Raw genomic sequence first — 17312 nt, forward strand, 5'->3', positions numbered from 1 at the left:
CCAGATCTATCCAATTGTTGTCAACGCACCGAGCGGTAAACACCCTCACACTGACGTTTATTCAGTAGTAAGTATCCCCCGGCAAAGCCGGGGGCTTTAGTTGTGAACCGCTCGAAGCGGTCTGTAAAACGGAGCCTATTGGCTCCTTGAGCCCCTCAAAGGGGCTGTTACATCAACTGTAATTGATCAATCCTGCGGTCTTCCGCTTCCTGGTGCCGTATATACTCCCGAATCACCTGCTCATCCCTGCCTACCGTCGAAGTAAAATATCCCCTGGCCCAGAAATGATGGCCAACATAGTTCCTTTTACGACCCAGGTAGGTACGGGCTATGTGGATCGCACTTTTCCCTTTGATAAACCCAACTACCTGCGATACCGCATATTTTGGTGGTATCGATATCATCATATGTACATGATCAGCCATGACATGCCCTTCCTCTATCAAACTCTCTTTCTGCCTTGCCAACCGATGGAATACCTCTCCAAGCTCCTGCCTGATCTGCCCAAAAAGCGTCTTCCTCCGGTACTTCGGGATAAACACAATATGGTACTTACACTCCCATCTCGTGTGGCTTAAACTTTCTACTTGTCTCATGGTTTCTCCTTAGCGTGTTGCTTGGCGGCTCACGCTTTGGGGTTACTATGAGACTCCTGTTTCTGTCAAACTGTTGATGCCTCCCCAGCAGAGCTGGGGGGTCTCCATTTTTGTCTAGGGCCTGTTAACACTAATCCAATCGACTCTGCTGGAGCTGTTTTTTTACCCAGCAAGGCAGAATGAGCGAGGTTTAGCCGTGCTAAATGAGCGAATGATAACGCCGCTGGGTGGAAAAACAGCCCCAGCCCTTCGGGTTGTGCCTGAAAATGCGCCACTCGGCGTTGCTCGTCACTCATTTGGAATCACCAAACCTCACTCCTCGCGCCTTGATTGGCGCATTTTCAGACACAACAGAGCCGATTGGATTAGTGTTAACAGGCCCTAGTTGCCAAAGCTGCCCCTGGCGACTGCGGAAAAAACCGGCACATGAGTGCAGATAGTATTTCCACATGCGATAAAAACGTTCGTCATAGTGCTTACGCAGCTCAGGCCAGGCATGGTCAAAATTATGCCACCAGGCCATTAATGTTCGGTCATAGTCCGGTCCGAAATTGTGCCAATCCTGTATCAGGAACACAGATTCCAGGGATTGCGTTATCTCCTGTGCAGAAGGCAGTTTACCGTTGGGGAAAATATATTTATCTATCCAGGGATCTAATGTCTTCGCTGTTTTGTTCTGGCCGATCGTGTGCAGCAGGAACAAACCGTTATCCCTGAGCAATCTGTCTACGGTATGGAAATAGGTGCGATAGTTCTTGTGGCCTACATACTCGAACATGCCTACGGATACCACCTTGTCATAGCTGCCTGTAATTTCCCTGTAGTCCTTGAGTTCAACCGTGACAGGAAGATCCTTACAGCGTTCACGGGCTAGTTTCTGCTGTGCTTTTGACACGGTAATTCCAATCACACTAACATCGTAATGTTCGGCAGCATACTGCATCAAGGCACCCCAGCCACAGCCTATATCAAGCAGTCTCTCACCGGGTTGCAATTGAAGCTTGCGGCAGATGATATCCAGTTTGTCGTGTTGTGCCTGTTCCAAATTTTCCGCGGACTTCCAATAACCACAAGAGTAGCTCAAGGTCGAATCGAGCATGGCTTCGAATATGTCATTACCCACGTCATAGTGCCGTTCACCCACTTGAAAGGCTCGAGTAATAGACTGAAAGTTGAACAGATAGTTGCGAATCAACTCGACGAGCATACTAAACTTAAACCAACCAGCAATTTGGTGATCGATATCAACTGTCATCAAGCGAGAAAATAATACATCCATTGCATCACACATCCAGTGGCCATCCATGAAAGATTCACCAAAACCGAGTGAACCCCGGGTCAGGACATATCGATACAGTTCTTTGTCATGTACTTGAATGTCCCACGGTCGATTGCCGTTAAACTGAACATCAGCCTGCTTCAGAAGATCGACCAATACCTGGGGAGGCTTAAGCTCACCGTGAGGTTCATTATGCAGGCCGTGATTAATATTCACGGAAGGCATAGGCAATCTCCTCTCAGGTAATCGGTAAAATATCAATTCACCTATTACAAATTGATTTATTTTTTGTGACAGGTTCAATCAATTGCATGGAGCCGTTTCATTGTCATTTTTTACAGATATGCACCACCACAGCACTAGAACGTAGTTTCGCCAATATACTACAGTTTTAGTTATACAATTCCTGATGTTAGTAGATACGCTGCATATCACCTGCCGGTTTCAGACCAACTGTTCACAATTCCAACCCAATGCTCAGCTGAGCATGCGCTCTCTTATGGAATTGACACAAACTGGTAACACAACAATAGCCCCCCCTCGGTACAAGGAGTGCAAACCAAATAATCGCACCACTACATCTCACCAGATTTTAATCAAAACGTTTATTTATGATCGTCCAGTGACACACTCTCCAATATATTTAAAGATAAATTGGTTATCTTACAGACACCCCAGTTAACCATGACTCTGCATAGGCAAGTCAGTCGGCTTTTCTTGCGTTTCTTGCTGGCTCATCATCTTCGTTTGTGCCCTTACAAGACGCGACATCGCTGAAATATCCCTATCTGAGAGTGAAAATGCCGCATCCACCCAATCATGCGCAATATCAAGCAACTCTTGTTTCTCCAAGGGCATGATCCGGTTTCGCATCTTTAGTACTGAACGCCTGGTAATATTCGACTTATTGAGACGCTTGATGAATGATCTGAGCGCCAGCTCACCCTCACCCGGATCTGCAACAACATCAACAACTCCCATCTCATAAAGCTGTTCTGCGGTATAACCTTCAGCATTAATGATCATTCTCTCCACCAATGCGGGTGATATCCGCCGGGACAGGAAGGAATAGGCACCCATACCAGGGAACATATTGAAAACAACCTCGGGAAATTTAAACACACTACCGGCTTCAGCAATGATGTAGTCACTGGAAAGTGCTGCTTCGAATCCCGCTCCAAGCGCTGTTCCGGTAACCAATGATATGGTGTGGACATTGGTATTGAGATTGATGAAATTGGCATACAGCACATCGATACTCAGCTCTGCATATTTTTGCAGGGTCTGCCTGTCGCCTGTTGTTATCATGTCCACAAAAAATTTCAAATCGCCACCGAGATTGAAAATTCCGGGCACATCGGAGCCAAAAATCAGGAAATCGATATCGGTCTTCGATTCAGTACTTTTTAGGTAATCACTTGTCCATGTCTGAAAACAGTTTATGTCTTTCAGTAATTGGGGTGAAAAACAGGGAATTGTGCCGGGATCCATGGCAAAGGTAAGGGTCCTGTAACTTTCATCATATCGAATGTTCAACGTGTCAAATGTCAACTCTGATATTGATTGTGTAGGTACGGCTTTAAGCATTTTCTGTTCCTCACGGGTAGATGTCATATAGGTCTGGTGATAGGTATGTTTAATTTCCATCGCATAAGAAAAATAGATGGTGGATTTATATTAGGCGTTGCCACCACAGGATAGAAACAGCATTTTATGAAATGTTTAAGGACTGAGTAATCAAGTCAATCTGATCGTGACTCAATTCCACATTCCCTGGGAAGTAGAATCGCTTAAGCAATTGATCCCGAGCAACATATTTTGACATTAAACTTTTTTATAGGAATTTATTTCTTATAATGACTAAAATTTTGCCTATTCTCAGCCGCTATCATTGTCCTATACGTTTAAACGTATGACTTGACTGTTACAATGGCTGGTCTAGAAAACCTAAAATCAATCACTTAGGGGTATTTGTGCCATGGCTGGCAATACATTGAAAGAGGTTTTTAAATTACCCAGACTCACTTTCATCTCCCATGGACTAAGTGATGAGGCACGTCTGGAATATGAGCAGGGACTGATTCGCCTCTTTTTTACCTTCATCGTGTTCACCTATCTGCTGATTTCTGATCTGACCAACCCACTCGGAAGTACTCATGTAACAGCTACAAGGCTGGCAGCTGGATACGAACTATTCTCAATTCTGATTCTTTTATCGTTTATTTACATCAAACAGGGTTCAAAGTTACGTAAAACCATCACCATGCTGGGTGATCATACGATGACCTGTCTCGCCATGTATGGCGCAGGTGAGGTTGGTGCGCCACTCTTTACTGTCCTACTCTGGATCACCGTTGGATATGGCGCACGTTTCGGTAACAGCTATCTCTACCTGGGTATGCTGCTCTCGACCTCCGGTTTTCTGGTTGTGATCAACACAACACCCTTCTGGCTAGCACACCCGGTTGTGGGTTATGGATTGATCATCACCAATATCATCATACCAATTTTCGTCTCCAAGATACTTGGACAGCTGGTAGATGCAAAAGCTATTGCTGAGGCAGCAAACCAGGCAAAGGGGCGGTTTCTTGCAAATATGAGTCATGAGATGCGAACACCGTTAACAGGCATCATAGGTGTTTCTCAATTACTGATGACTGAAAACCTGGGAAAAAGGATAGAGAAAAAAGTCAATACCATCGACTCCTCAGCAAAACACCTGCTTTCACTCATCGATGATGTCCTTGATTTTTCGAAAATAGATGCCGGTGAAATCAAGATTGAACACCAGGAGTTTGATCTGCATTCACTTATTACAACTGTCAGCGCATCACTTGAACCAATCGCAAAGGAGAAAAACATCAGTTTGATGACCCATATATCTCCTGAAGTTCCGTTCAATCTGCTTGGTGACCACCATCGCATACAACAGGTACTTAACAACCTCGTGGGTAATGCCATCAAGTTTACTCATCAAGGCTATGTAGACATCAGAGTCAACCCATTACACACCACTGACTCAATGGTAAATTTAAGATTTGAGGTTATAGATACCGGTATCGGTATTTCTCAAGAGGGACTGAAAAATTTATTTCAGCGTTTCAACCAAATTGATGATTCCATTACCAGAGAGTATGGTGGTTCAGGTCTTGGTACTACAATTTCTAAAGAGCTCGTTAACTGCATGGGTGGCGATATTCATGTGGAAAGCACGTTGGGAAAGGGGTCTCGGTTCTATTTTGATCTTCCACTCGAGATACCTGGGTCAACAAAGGAGCAGAGCTATACAGGACACACTACAATCACATTCACCAACAGCCTTCACTTCTACAATAAGATCAACCAACCCCTGAAGCTGTGGGAGATAGGCAATGATGTGGTAAGTACAATTGAAGAATTGACTGAACTTCTCACTCAAAGCACATCTATATCTGATCAACAACCCCTTTTAATTCTGGATGCAGAGTATATAGATGAAAATCTAGCACAACTTGCAGTAAGATTACGTGAAGTATCGGGTGATCAAGCCCATCTGATACTAATTGATATTATCGGCAAATACCAACCATTTGATGTACCACCTGAAATAGATTCTGTAGTCCATGATCTGAAAAACCGACGCCAACTTTATAATGCGATTCACACTGCATTTCTCGATACCAACCTACCGGAGGGTGTAGAGGCAATCGATAGCTGGGCACATTCCCAGAACCACGACAAACTCAAGATTCTTGTTGCTGAAGATACTGCCGTTAATCGTCTAATTCTCAGTGAGATGCTGATTAAGGCAGGCTATCAAGTCGAGTTGGTAGAAGATGGACAAAGTGCCTTGGAAAAATTCGAAGATTGTGAATACGATTTGGCCATCCTTGATATGCAAATGCCCCGAATCGGTGGACTTGATGTCATACGCGAGTACAAATCCGGGTATGGCCTAATAAAAGATATACCTTTTATCATACTGACAGCAAATATCTCGAAAGATGCGGAACAGCAGTGTCGAGAAGCAGGGGCCGATGTCTATTTACAAAAGCCAATCGATATCAGCGCCCTACTCAAGGAGATCCATCGTCTGACGGATCGTGGCAACAAAATTTCAGAACAGACTCCCACGACCTACATGGCAGGTCATAAGACTACTCCTTTTGCATCAAAAAGAATGCAATACCTAGACAGGGACACACTTGATCAGTTAACCAGATTGAGTACACGCGATGACTTTTTCAAGGAACTGGTCAACCATTTCCTTACTGATGTCTACAGTTGCATAGGACGCATGGAAATCGCTATACATGATACCGATATAACACAGATCATCGATGATGCACATGCAATCAAAGGTGCCGCAGGTAATATTGGTGCAATTTATCTGCTCGAAAAGGCCAGCAGACTGAATCGCTTGTCGAGTGAAGAGATCAGACGTAATGGACAAACCTACCTGAAAGAGTTGGCAGAAATCATCGATAAAACCAAGTCTGCCTTGGAGCAATATCTTGAAGACAATCACATCAACATAAAACTGGTCAACCGCAAGGAAAATCTAGATTAATTATTCTCAGCAGCGGTTACGGTAATTGTGCATCTCCTAACCCGGCCTGACACATCTACTGATGCCGAACACAATCCCATTTCAGGTAATCTATAAACACTTTACTTTCAGTAATTTTTAGATAGATATCTTGTCGTGTCTTTCCATGCAGTGTCAGATGACAATGTACGTTAGAAAATTCAATTCTTATTAGACGCAACATTGTGCTTTCCATCCTTGGCACAATAATTTGATCTCAATTATTTCGATACTGCTCATATAGAATATTAAGATCTATGACCTGCCATCTTTGCCATTACGCTCATCTTTTTTTGTTATCAGTATTTGCTGAACTTCTGCTTTTAAATCTGCTCCTCTCAATGGCTTACTGAGATATTTGACGCCTATACTATCGCATGCCATCTGTGCTTCCTTACTCACATTGGCAGTAAGGACGATAAACGGCAGTTCAGTTCGGCTACCCTGTGTATTACGAAATAACTTGATCACATCGAGCCCCCCATGCCCCGGCATCATCATATCCACAATCGCTAAGTCAAAGTCTTGCGCCTCTAATTGATCAAGGGCTGTATCCCCATTATCTACCAATACCACCTTATGCCCGTCTTGCTCAAGAAATCTACACGTTACTCGTTGATTTATCTTGTTGTCTTCTGCGACTAAAATATGGCCTGTTAGTAACGACTTTGCTGTTGCATTATCTTGATCTGGCTGTAATTCAGTATCATTGAATGTCGCTGTCTGCAAACTATGTAATACGTTGAATAAACGTTCACGTTCAATCGGTAGTGGTTGTATATCGATATAGTCGAATTTGTTAGCATCTTGCGATTCACGTGTTTTGTCAGTGATCAATATCAAGTCTCTACTGGCAAGTCCTGATTTACCAAGTATCGACTTATCTCCATGCTTCAAACAACGTGTATCAATAAGTACAACTGTTTCGTCAAAATCTGTTTGTAATGTAATTCCCATATCCACTGTGCAGCTTATTTTCCACTCCCCTAACCACTCGCATAAAGTCTTGATTAATTTACTGTCACTACTGATTAAGCGGATACCAGCAGGAAACCTCAAATACTGTACACTAGCTGGCACACTCGCACGCTGACAGTCCATAATCAAAGTAAACCGGCTGCCTTTGCCCATCTCACTTGAGGCTAAAAGCTGTCCATCCATCAAATCAACCAATTGCTTGGCGATGCTCATGCCTAAACCTGTACCCCCAAATCGTCTGTTGATCCCCTCATCCTCTTGTCGAAATGGGTCAAAAATATAAGATTTAGCCTCTTCAGATATACCTATCCCTGTATCTTCGACAGTTAACTTTATTTGCACACTGTCACTTGTCACGCTGTTGGCTTCTACTCGTACTTCAACCCACCCCTGATTAGTAAACTTTACAGCATTTCCAACCAAGTTAACCAAGACCTGGCGCAAATGCAGTTCATCTCCGATCAACCAGTATGGACATGCCGGTTCAATATTACGTTTTAGTACCAGATTCTTTTTTCTTGCCTCATTGTTAAACAAGCCGACAACACCGTTTATTAGAGCGTGCAAATCAAAAGGAGCATTTGCAATTATTATGCGTCCTGCTTCAATTTTGCTAATGTCCAATACATCATCGACCAAGTGCAACAGCATAGCTGCTGATGATTGAGCTCCATGTACCAGTGACTTCTGCTTTTCCGCCAAAGGTGTAACACTTAGCAACTCCAATAACCCGATTACACCATTAATAGGTGTACGGATTTCATGACTCATATTGGCCAGAAACCGGCTTTTGGCTTCATTTGCGGATTTGGCAGCATCCAGAGCACGTGATAGTTTAGCCAATAATGAAGCAATGTACATGGGCAGTACAATTAATCCGATCCACAAACTCCAACCTATGATAGGATCCTCTCTCCACTCTGCGTTGTAGCGCATTACTAAAATAAAGCCCATTGCAGCAAGCACAGTAGAGGCAGCTAAATAGCGGTTTCCGTAACGCAACCCATAACCGGATGATACCCATAGATATACAACGTAAAGTGGAGTCATCATCTGACCGTAATAGTACAAAAGATATGTAATCATCCCCATGTCACCAAGCATACATATTATTCGCCTGGTAACAGAGATGCCTGGATTGATTGCAATCGCTATTAATATTACCGTGGAAAATACCAAGAATAGACAGAGAATTATCAGACCGTGCTTTACAGACTCGCTTTGCTCGCCAAGTAGTGACGACAACCCAAGATAGATCAGCACTATTATCGTAATAGCAATCCTGACAAGGGATTGTTCATGTTCAGAGTCTGGCCGATTTTTAAAGCGGGTAATAATCCTCTGAACAATCGATAAAGAACGAGTGATATTTTGTTCAATCATTTACCGTTTCGCATGAATAATCTAAGACATCTCAAGTCTACAATAATATTGTGTGCAAAATCATAATAAGTGGAATTCTGTTAGCACTGATGGCAGTTATTACAAATACTATTTTTGAAAAATGGCTTCTTTAGTTCAATTTTTTGATAAACCCGTATAGGAATAACTCAATGGACACGGATTCACAGATTCAGGCATAAAAAGTGAATCCTCCTGCCAAACTCTGAGATTAAGGAAGCTTGACCAACCACCAGACAGAGAACAGCGCATACTTAACGAAATTGCCGTATTTTGGGTATACTCTCGAACTGGCTCTGCTTCTCAAAGCACACTGAGTGTACCGTTACAAATACCTAATGGCCGAGTGACGGTTACATTGAATACAACTGATTAAAAAAATCACATCTTAGTGAGTAATATCAAGATTTTATGTACAGTAAAAACTTCACCACATGGACAACCAGACTGAACGGCTAAAAGTACTGGCTGGCGGTATTATCAGCCTGATATTGATGTTGGGCATTGCCCGTTTTGCCTATACACCGCTACTCCCGATCATGCTGGAACAGGCCGGATTAGGACTTTCCCAGGGAGGCTGGTTAACGGCGGTCAACTATCTAGGTTATCTGAGCGGGGCTATCACGGCATCACTGATCAGTAATCTGGTACTCAAAGACCGTCTCTATCGTATCGGTCTGGTCGTGGCGGTGGTATCCACCCTGGGTATGGGACTTACAGAGAACATATGGCTCTGGTCCTTCTACCGCTATGTTGCAGGTTTAAGCAGTGCTGCGGGACTGCTGTTGGGCTCCGGTCTCATTCTGAACTGGCTCATACGACACGGTCATCGCAGCGAGCTGGGCATTCATTTCAGCGGTGTCGGCCTGGGCATTGCGTTTGGCGCCATTGCGGTGGAACTGATGAGTCACCATTTCGATTGGCGTGGACAATGGTTGATGCTGAGCCTGATGGGAACCCTGATGGTTTTACCCGCGTGGGCATGGCTGCCTTCTCCCGATACCAGCCAGGTCACACGCAGCGGTAAGGTGATGGTCGATACACCACCCAGCCGACGCTTTTTGCAACTCTTCATGGCTGCTTACTTTTGTGCTGGTGCGGGCTATGTGGTCAGTGCCACCTTTATCGTAGCCATTATCGATCAATTACCCGGTCTCAACGGGCTGGGCGCCTGGAGCTTTTTCATCCTCGGCATGGCCGCGGCGCCCGCCTGTATCCTTTGGGACCTGGTGGCACGTCGAACAGGCGATCTCAACGCCCTGCTCATCGCCTTCCTGCTGCAGACTGTCGGCATCCTGTTACCGGTGGTAGCTCATAGCCCCATCATGACGATGGCCGGGGCGTTGTTGTTTGGCGGAACTTTCATCGGCATCGTCAGCCTGGTACTGACCATGGCCGGGCGCTACTACCCTACCCGCCCCGCCAAAATGATGGGAAAAATGACCATTTCCTACGGCATTGCACAGATCGTCATTCCTGCCATTACGGGAGTGCTGGCTGAACGTAGCGGCAGCTATAGTGACGGTCTCTATCTGGCCGCCGGCATCATGATAATCGGCTCATTATTGATAGCCGGCCTGAGACTGTTCGAGACCAAACAAAACACCGCCACTTTATAATACAGCAGCCTCGCCATCATTGTATGCCTTTGAAGATCAACTTGTCTGTGACAGCACCCTTTACAGATCAAAGAGATCTTCGTTATGGTTGAGGTTGTTTGCTCACCGCCCTTTATTCACTTGTCCAATTCCATGACGGTAATACGAAACTGTTTGTCACGACCTTTTTTTACCGTAAAGTTAACCTTGTCATTTGGTTTGAATTCAGACAAGTCGACCCGTCTTGTAACCGGCAAGTCCATTGTCATCCCCATCCAATTGAGCTCGGGAATTGGTTGGTGTGTCAGATTGACGATTTTGTTTTCCATATCGATTTTGTGTAGCACGCCCTTCCCCATACCATGATTAGCGCTACTCGTCATTTCACCGTGACCATGCATACTATGGCCGCTGTGGCTGTCACCTATAACTGGAGCAGCGATGATCACACCGGCAACCACAATTGAGATCAATTTTATTACTTTGTTCATGCTCGAAATCCTCTTAGGGCAGTCTGGATGAGTATTCATCGGTTTTTTGAGAAGTCGGTACAGTCTCGGGTAGCCGGCGTGCCTCCCAGATTAAATAGATCACAGGAATCACGATAAGGGTCATGACGGTAGTGCTGACCATACCGCCCACCATTGGCAAAGCAATTCGTCGCATGACATCAGAACCAGGCCCCTCAGTGAAAAATATTGGCAACAAGCCGGCAATGATGACTGAAACGGTCATAAGCTTTGGCCTAACGCGTAAAGCAGCACCCGCCATAATGGCGGCAAACAATTGATGCCGATCCAACGGTGGTAGAGTACGCACCTGCTGATCGATATAGAGCAGCATTATCACAGCAGTCTCCACAGCGATGCCACCAAGTGCTATAAAACCGACCGCCACGGCCACCGAAAGATTGTATCCCGCAAGATACACCGACCACATACCGCCCACCAGGCCGAACGGTAAGGCGGTCATTACCATCACCGTACGATCGGTGCGGCCAAAATGAATCATCAAGAGTACAAGGATAATGGCAACAGCTCCGGGTATCGCGATTTTCAAGTTGCTTCTCGCCTCAAGCATCTGTTCGTATTGACCGGACCATGTAACAGCGTAACCCTGAGGCAACGTAACTTGATCAGCCACAAGCTTACGCGCTTCATCCACATAACCGCCAATATCACGCTCACCAATATCCACAAATACCCAACCGGTTAATCTGGCATTCTCCGACTTGATCATAGGAGGGCCTTCGGTAAACTTGATTTCGGCCAGTTCACCGAGAGGAATATGCATACCGCCAGGTGTCGGCACAAGAACCTCGGTGAGGTCCTGCACAGATTCGCGGAACGGCCTGTCATAACGTAGAATGATGTTATATCGTTCCCGTCCTTGCACACTTTCCGCCACTTTCATCCCACCGAGCGCGGTTTGAATAATAGACTGAAACACACCAAGATCGATATTTCTCCGCGCCAATTCATCTCGATTTGGTGTAATTTCCAGGTATTTGCCGCCGGTTACACGATCGGCAAATACACTACGGGTTCCCTCCACATCCTTGACTACCGCTTCCACATCTAGTGCGATACGCCCAATCTCTTCAAGATCCGCACCGGATATCTTTATGCCGACTGGCGTGCGTATACCCGTTGAGATCATATCCATTCTGATCTTGATGGGATAACCCCAACTGTTGACCAAACCGGGTAACTTCACCTGTTGATCCAGGATCTTGATCAATTCGTCTATATTCACCTCCGGCCGCCACAGTTCCCTCGGCTTGAGGCGAATCCAACTCTCTATCATTGATATTGGTGCGGGATCCGTAGCTGTATCGGCCCGTCCCAACTTGCCGAAAACCTGCTCCACTTCGGGCACGGAGCGAATCAAGCGGTTGGTCTGTGCCAAGACCTCCTTCGCCTTGGTGATAGATACACCCGGCAATGTGGTCGGCATATAGAGCAATTCTCCTTCATAGAGAGCGGGCATAAACTCTGAGCCAAGCTTGGATAGCGGGTACCACAGACTGGCAATACCCAGCAATGCGATCATCAGCGTCAACCAACGAACCCGCATAGAAAACTGTAGGACAGGTTTGTACAACGCAACAAAGAGACGATTTAGTGGGTTAGCCTCCTCACGGCGTATTCTGCCTCGGATCAGCCAAAGCATGAGAATAGGTACTATGGTGACCGAAAGCAGGGATGCAAAGGCCATGGCATAGGTCTTGGTGTACGCCAGCGGCGAGAATAACCGGAAACTTTCGCCAGTCAGTGCAAAAACAGGCAAAAAGGAGACGGTGATGATCAAGAGGCTGAAAAAGAGACCTGGTCCAACCTCCTTGGCCGATTGCAGGATAGCTGCGTTACGCGCCTTTTGACCCACGGAATCTGGCATGTCACTGAGCTTTCGATGGGCGTTCTCCACCATCACGATTGAAGCATCCACCATTGCCCCGATCGCAATCGCTATGCCACCGAGCGACATGATATTGGCGGTAATACCCTGTGCTGACATCACAGTGAACGCACCCAGCACACCTAGCGGTAGGGTAATGATGGCGACAAAGGCCGAGCGTGCATGTAACAGGAAAAGGATGCAGACCAGGGCAACCACAATTCCCTCTTCAACCAGCTTGTGGCTGAGATAATCAACGGCACCCCGGATCAGGGGTGCCCGGTCATACACGGTTCGGACCTCCACACCTTCGGGCAGACCTCGACGCAGAATATCGAGCTTTTCCTTCACTGCCTTGATCACGTTCAGCGCGTTTTCTCCGGAACGCATGACCACGATACCACCGACAACCTCGCCTTCACCGTCCAGTTCCACAACCCCGCGCCTGAGCTCTGGCCCCTCCAGTACTCTGGCAACATCAGTGATCAATACAGGCGTACCGTTACGCGCCCGCACCACAACCCTCTGTAAATCCTCCAAGGTTGATACATAGCCTCGGGAACGGATCATTAATTCGGTCTCGGCCCGTTCCAACACCCTGCCACCCACCTCCATGCTGGCGGCTTCAACCGCCTCGCGTACCCTAACCAACGGGATGTCATAAGCGCGCAATCTGTTTGGATCAATCAGCACTTGGTACTCGCGTACAAATCCGCCAACAGCGGCAACCTCAGATACGCCGGAAACAGTTGCGAGCTCGAAGCGCAAGAACCAATCCTGCAACGCGCGCAACTCGGCCAGATCATAGCGGCCGGTTCGGTCCAGGAGGGCATATTGGTAGATCCAACCCACACCTGTGGCATCGGGACCGAGTCGAGGGGTGGCGTTTTCGGGAAGATCATTCTGTACCGTCGCCAAAGCCTCAGCGACCCGACTACGTGCCCAATAGTCATCAACACCATCCTGAAATATGACGTAGACGAAACTCGTTCCAAACATGGAAAAACCACGCACCGCTTCTGTCTTTGGCAATCCTAGCAGGGTGGTGGAGAGCGGATAAGTCACCAGTTCTTCAACGATCTGTGGCGCCTGCCCTGCGAAATCAGTGCGGATAATCACTTGCGTATCGGAGAGATCGGGAATCGCATCCAGAGGTGTGCGATCAATCGCAAGCATACCCGCGACAGCCAAGGCCGTGGTTAAGATCAACACGATCAACTGATTGTGAACCGACCAGCTAATTACTTGGGCGATAAAGGACCGGGAGGGATCCTCTCCCACAATATCGCTTGCATCATGCATCATGATTCCTTCTTCTGAATCGATCTCTGCTCATTGCACCAACGCCCCCTTGCTGCCATCGAGATAGGGGCTGAATACCTGGTCGCCCTGCTGTACCCACAATCGCCCATCGGTTACGTCTTTGAACAATCGCACCCCCTTTTCGTGGTAATAGTCTTTTCTACCATCCAGCATCCAAGGCCTTAGAGCACTGACCAAACCATGTAATGCATTCCGCAAGTCACTCTCTGTTCGTGCCTGTTGGGCTTCAGCGATGGCATGATTAGCATTGTCTAGAACCGGCCCCAACCGGGTATTACCGAACTTCGGCCATAGCAAGTCGCGAATCTCCAGTGCAGGCTGCAACTGCACGGGATCGACATCGTAACCATCAGCCAAAGCCTCGTGCAGATATAGGCCAGCGTCGACCAGATGATCCACCATCGCCATCTGCGCCTTACTCAGGTTTAGATCGGCCAACTCCAGTTTGAGACGCTGGAGTTTCTGAAAAGACTCTCGTAGCGCACTCTCAGAATCGATGAGAAACTGGCCAGAGGCGACGATACGCTCATCCCTGTCTATTCCTTCAACCACCTCGGTAAATCCGCCACTGCTCAGTCCTGTACGTACCTGGCGTGGCTGAAAACGACCGTTCCCAAGCGCCACAACCAGATAGGGGCCATCGGCACCGATTAACAGTGCACTATCCGGTACCGCCAATCGACGATCCAACCCTACCTCGAACAGCACATCGGCATATGCGCCGGGCCGAAGCCGGTTATCCTTGTTATCCAGCTGTAAACGCACTGTACCGGTCCTGCTCGATCGATCCACGGTTGGGTGAATGTAATCGACGCTGGTCTCAATCACCTGGCCTGGAAGATTGGGGAGCATGATACGAACTTGTGTCGTACTGTTGATTGCCACCAAGTCCTTCTCTGCCACAGCAGCATTAATCCAAACCGTGGAGTAATCCTGAATTACTGCCAAGGTCTCCCCGGGCCGCACATAGGTTCCTTCCCTAACCCGTAAATCGCTCAAAGTACCGTCGGCTGAAGCGTAAAAAGGTACCTGTTCCACGACGCTTCGTTTCTTACGCAGCGTGGCGATAAACGACTTGGAAACACCCAAGGCACCAAGCCTGATCGCTGCAGACTGAATACGGTTTGCGCTTTGTCTTTCCAGAGCGCTGAGATAGTCCTGTTGAGCCGCTACCAAGTCTGGACTGAACAATCTGTATAGCAAGTTACCGCGTTTTACCTTATCACCGACAGCGGTTACAGCGAGCGACTCTATCCAGCCTGCCACCCTGCTCGATATCTCACTACGCAATCGTTCGTTCTCCGCCACCACGCCATAGGCACGTATACGACGGCCGAATACCGTGGCTTCGGGTTGTGCGTAGCGTACCCCCATGTTCTGAATGGTCTCTGGTGCGATGGTTATCGCGGCACGTTCACCGTCTGTATCTTCTTCCTCGACAGCCAGCTCTGGCCCAGACGTCATTTTTACCAAGTCCATACCACATATGGGACAACTCCCCATCTCGTCGGCGATATAGTGCGGATGCATCGGACAAGTATATTTGGCGCTGTCCCCCTCTTCGCCAGCGCCCACTACAGAAGATACCAGGAACAACACAATCCCTAACATGCGGGGATTCAATAACTGAATCGGAGTCATGAGCCATCCTCCACCAATAGGGCATTGATTCTGGCAGCGGAAATGGTACGCGCTGCGCGCTGTTTCGCCTTGTCCAGTGCAATCTCGGTTCGCTGAATCGCAGGACGAATGACATCCTCAAGTGAACCGTCACCCGCTTCGTAACGCCTCCTGTTGGCAGCTTCAAGCTCGCTCAGCCTTCCGTTGCGTCTGGTCAATGCTCGTAACAAGTTATCCGATGTACGGTAGTCCGCCATGGCATCATCATATTTTCCCCGTGCCTCTCTTAATCGGTGTTCCCGTTCAGCCGTCGCACTCGTTACCGCCTCTTCCGCGGCAATCAATCTGGGCCGTTGATTGGAATCCGCCCAAAACGGGATGCTAACGGTGAACTTGAACGTAAGCCAATCCTTACCGTCGAAATTCGATCCTGACTCCCGTTGTTGCCAAGCCATACCCAAAGCGTAATCGGGAGATAATGCTGCCTTTTTTTCGTTTACTTGGGATCGTGCCACTTCAAGTTTCCGTTGCGCCCCCCGAACGGCAAGTAATTCCGAAGCGTTTCCCGTCCATTCTCGAGGTTCGATATCGAGTAATATATTCTGATCCGGAACCGTATCGAGGAGCTCTCTTAATTCAGCCTGCCAACGAAGGTCTTCGCCATCTAGCGCAACCAGTCTCTCCTCGATTCGTCCGCGTTGTACATCTAGCTCATCAAAGCGGGCGTAAACAGAATTCCCTCCTTTCATCTCGCCGCGAAGCCAACGTTCCAGTTCACTAATAAGATCCAGTTGTCCGCTCAATGCTCCTTTGGATTCCACAATCCGTCGCCTTTCAGCCAACGCGGTTATCAGTCTTTCCTTCAACTTGGCCAGAACTTTTAATCGTTCCAATTCCGCCACTTCCGAGCGTGCAAGATGTGTACGTCGTACTGCTTCCCGTGCGTCTCCATTGGGGATTGCCTGCTTAAATTCCAGGCTGCGGTTGCTGGGTAAATAGCGTTCGAGATTCAAGGGATCATCTGCAGGCACATTGTTCAAACCGATCGTTATGCTTGGATTAGGCAAACCCAGTGCGCCATCCGAGTTATTGCTCCATTTCCTTGCAATCGACTCATTCATACGAACCTCGGGGTGTTCATGCAAGCGATCCACCATTGCTTCAAGTGGAGTCAATTCCGCTCTCGCCGCTGTATGACCAACGGCTAGATAAAGCATCAACAGCAATACATACAGGTACCGGCGGCCACTAGACAGCGCGCCGTAACGACCTGAGATAGAATATGATTTACGCGACAATAGCGCCGCGTTAACAGAGTACATTGAATATCCCCCCACGCATGAGTTCACCTTTGTGAACAAAAGCCAACCTTAAGTCAGGAACGCAACTACACGGGGAAAATCTTTGGTGGGGGCGTTTCGACAGGGTGCTCTGAGCGTGGAGCTGCCGCAGTGACAGGAGTGAGAATCACCGATTGCAGTGAGACGAAGACACTTATTCGAGACCTGGAGCATTGCGTCACGAAGCCGCAGAAAACACATCCTTTTTCCGAA

General features: G+C 47.5%; 10 protein-coding genes. 2 read left to right on the plus strand and 8 right to left on the minus strand.

Annotation, left to right across the window (positions count from 1 at the left end):
- Nucleotides 1-167 precede the first annotated feature (167 nt).
- The 3 genes from tnpA to AB8516_RS04185 all read right to left on the minus strand — a co-directional run bounded on the left by tnpA (nt 168) and on the right by AB8516_RS04185 (nt 3462).
- Complete coding sequence (gene tnpA / locus AB8516_RS04175) at nt 168-596, minus strand: IS200/IS605 family transposase (RefSeq protein WP_369157546.1); 429 nt, start codon at nt 594-596, stop codon at nt 168-170.
- Between the two features lie 292 nt (nt 597-888).
- Nucleotides 889-2178 (minus strand): cyclopropane fatty acyl phospholipid synthase, encoded by a 1290-nt coding sequence (cfa, locus tag AB8516_RS04180; RefSeq protein WP_369158377.1) that lies wholly within the window; start codon nt 2176-2178, stop codon nt 889-891.
- Nucleotides 2179-2553: 375 nt separating this feature from the next.
- Nucleotides 2554-3462, minus strand: coding sequence for a crotonase/enoyl-CoA hydratase family protein (locus AB8516_RS04185; protein WP_369158379.1), 909 nt, complete (start codon nt 3460-3462; stop codon nt 2554-2556).
- Nucleotides 3463-3853: 391 nt separating this feature from the next.
- Here AB8516_RS04185 and AB8516_RS04190 point away from each other — a divergent pair, with 391 nt between their 5' ends.
- On the plus strand, nt 3854-6424 hold the full coding sequence (locus AB8516_RS04190; RefSeq protein WP_369158381.1) for an ATP-binding protein: 2571 nt from the start codon (nt 3854-3856) through the stop codon (nt 6422-6424).
- 273 nt (nt 6425-6697) lie between these two features.
- Here the strand turns inward: AB8516_RS04190 and AB8516_RS04195 are convergent, their stop codons facing one another.
- Complete coding sequence (locus AB8516_RS04195; RefSeq protein WP_369158383.1) at nt 6698-8803, minus strand: ATP-binding protein; 2106 nt, start codon at nt 8801-8803, stop codon at nt 6698-6700.
- Nucleotides 8804-9255: 452 nt separating this feature from the next.
- Between AB8516_RS04195 and AB8516_RS04200 the strand changes: the two genes are divergently transcribed.
- The gene (locus AB8516_RS04200) at nt 9256-10440 is read left to right on the plus strand and encodes a YbfB/YjiJ family MFS transporter (RefSeq protein WP_108292934.1); all 1185 of its coding nucleotides are present in this window, start codon (nt 9256-9258) and stop codon (nt 10438-10440) included.
- Between the two features lie 116 nt (nt 10441-10556).
- On the opposite strand, the gene AB8516_RS04205 is transcribed toward AB8516_RS04200, so the two are convergent.
- Genes AB8516_RS04205 through AB8516_RS04220 form a run of 4 tightly spaced genes read right to left on the minus strand, consistent with a single transcriptional unit; the run spans nt 10557 to nt 17081 of the window.
- Nucleotides 10557-10910: a copper-binding protein gene (locus tag AB8516_RS04205; RefSeq protein ID WP_369158386.1), complete on the minus strand. Its 354-nt coding sequence runs from the start codon at nt 10908-10910 to the stop codon at nt 10557-10559.
- Between the two features lie 13 nt (nt 10911-10923).
- The gene (locus AB8516_RS04210) at nt 10924-14121 is read right to left on the minus strand and encodes an efflux RND transporter permease subunit (protein ID WP_369158388.1); all 3198 of its coding nucleotides are present in this window, start codon (nt 14119-14121) and stop codon (nt 10924-10926) included.
- Nucleotides 14122-14148: 27 nt separating this feature from the next.
- Complete coding sequence (locus tag AB8516_RS04215; RefSeq protein ID WP_369158390.1) at nt 14149-15780, minus strand: efflux RND transporter periplasmic adaptor subunit; 1632 nt, start codon at nt 15778-15780, stop codon at nt 14149-14151.
- Nucleotides 15777-17081: a TolC family protein gene (locus AB8516_RS04220; protein ID WP_369158392.1), complete on the minus strand. Its 1305-nt coding sequence runs from the start codon at nt 17079-17081 to the stop codon at nt 15777-15779. Before AB8516_RS04220 ends, AB8516_RS04215 begins: the two co-directional genes overlap by 4 nt.
- Nucleotides 17082-17312: the final 231 nt, after the last annotated feature.

This window comes from Candidatus Thiodiazotropha sp. LNASS1 (assembly GCF_964212655.1).
Lineage (GTDB): Bacteria > Pseudomonadota > Gammaproteobacteria > Chromatiales > Chromatiaceae > Thiodiazotropha.

What these genes read in the sequence shown, in the direction of transcription:
- tnpA (WP_369157546.1), bottom strand. Translation starts at nt 596, where the DNA reads ATGAGACAAGTAGAAAGTTTAAGCCACACGAGATGGGAGTGTAAGTAC.
- AB8516_RS04185 (WP_369158379.1), bottom strand. Translation starts at nt 3,462, where the DNA reads ATGCTTAAAGCCGTACCTACACAATCAATATCAGAGTTGACATTTGAC.
- AB8516_RS04190 (WP_369158381.1), top strand. Translation starts at nt 3,854, where the DNA reads ATGGCTGGCAATACATTGAAAGAGGTTTTTAAATTACCCAGACTCACT.
- AB8516_RS04195 (WP_369158383.1), bottom strand. Translation starts at nt 8,803, where the DNA reads ATGATTGAACAAAATATCACTCGTTCTTTATCGATTGTTCAGAGGATT.
- AB8516_RS04200 (WP_108292934.1), top strand. Translation starts at nt 9,256, where the DNA reads ATGGACAACCAGACTGAACGGCTAAAAGTACTGGCTGGCGGTATTATC.
- AB8516_RS04205 (WP_369158386.1), bottom strand. Translation starts at nt 10,910, where the DNA reads ATGAACAAAGTAATAAAATTGATCTCAATTGTGGTTGCCGGTGTGATC.
- AB8516_RS04210 (WP_369158388.1), bottom strand. Translation starts at nt 14,121, where the DNA reads ATGATGCATGATGCAAGCGATATTGTGGGAGAGGATCCCTCCCGGTCC.
- AB8516_RS04215 (WP_369158390.1), bottom strand. Translation starts at nt 15,780, where the DNA reads ATGACTCCGATTCAGTTATTGAATCCCCGCATGTTAGGGATTGTGTTG.
- AB8516_RS04220 (WP_369158392.1), bottom strand. Translation starts at nt 17,081, where the DNA reads ATGTACTCTGTTAACGCGGCGCTATTGTCGCGTAAATCATATTCTATC.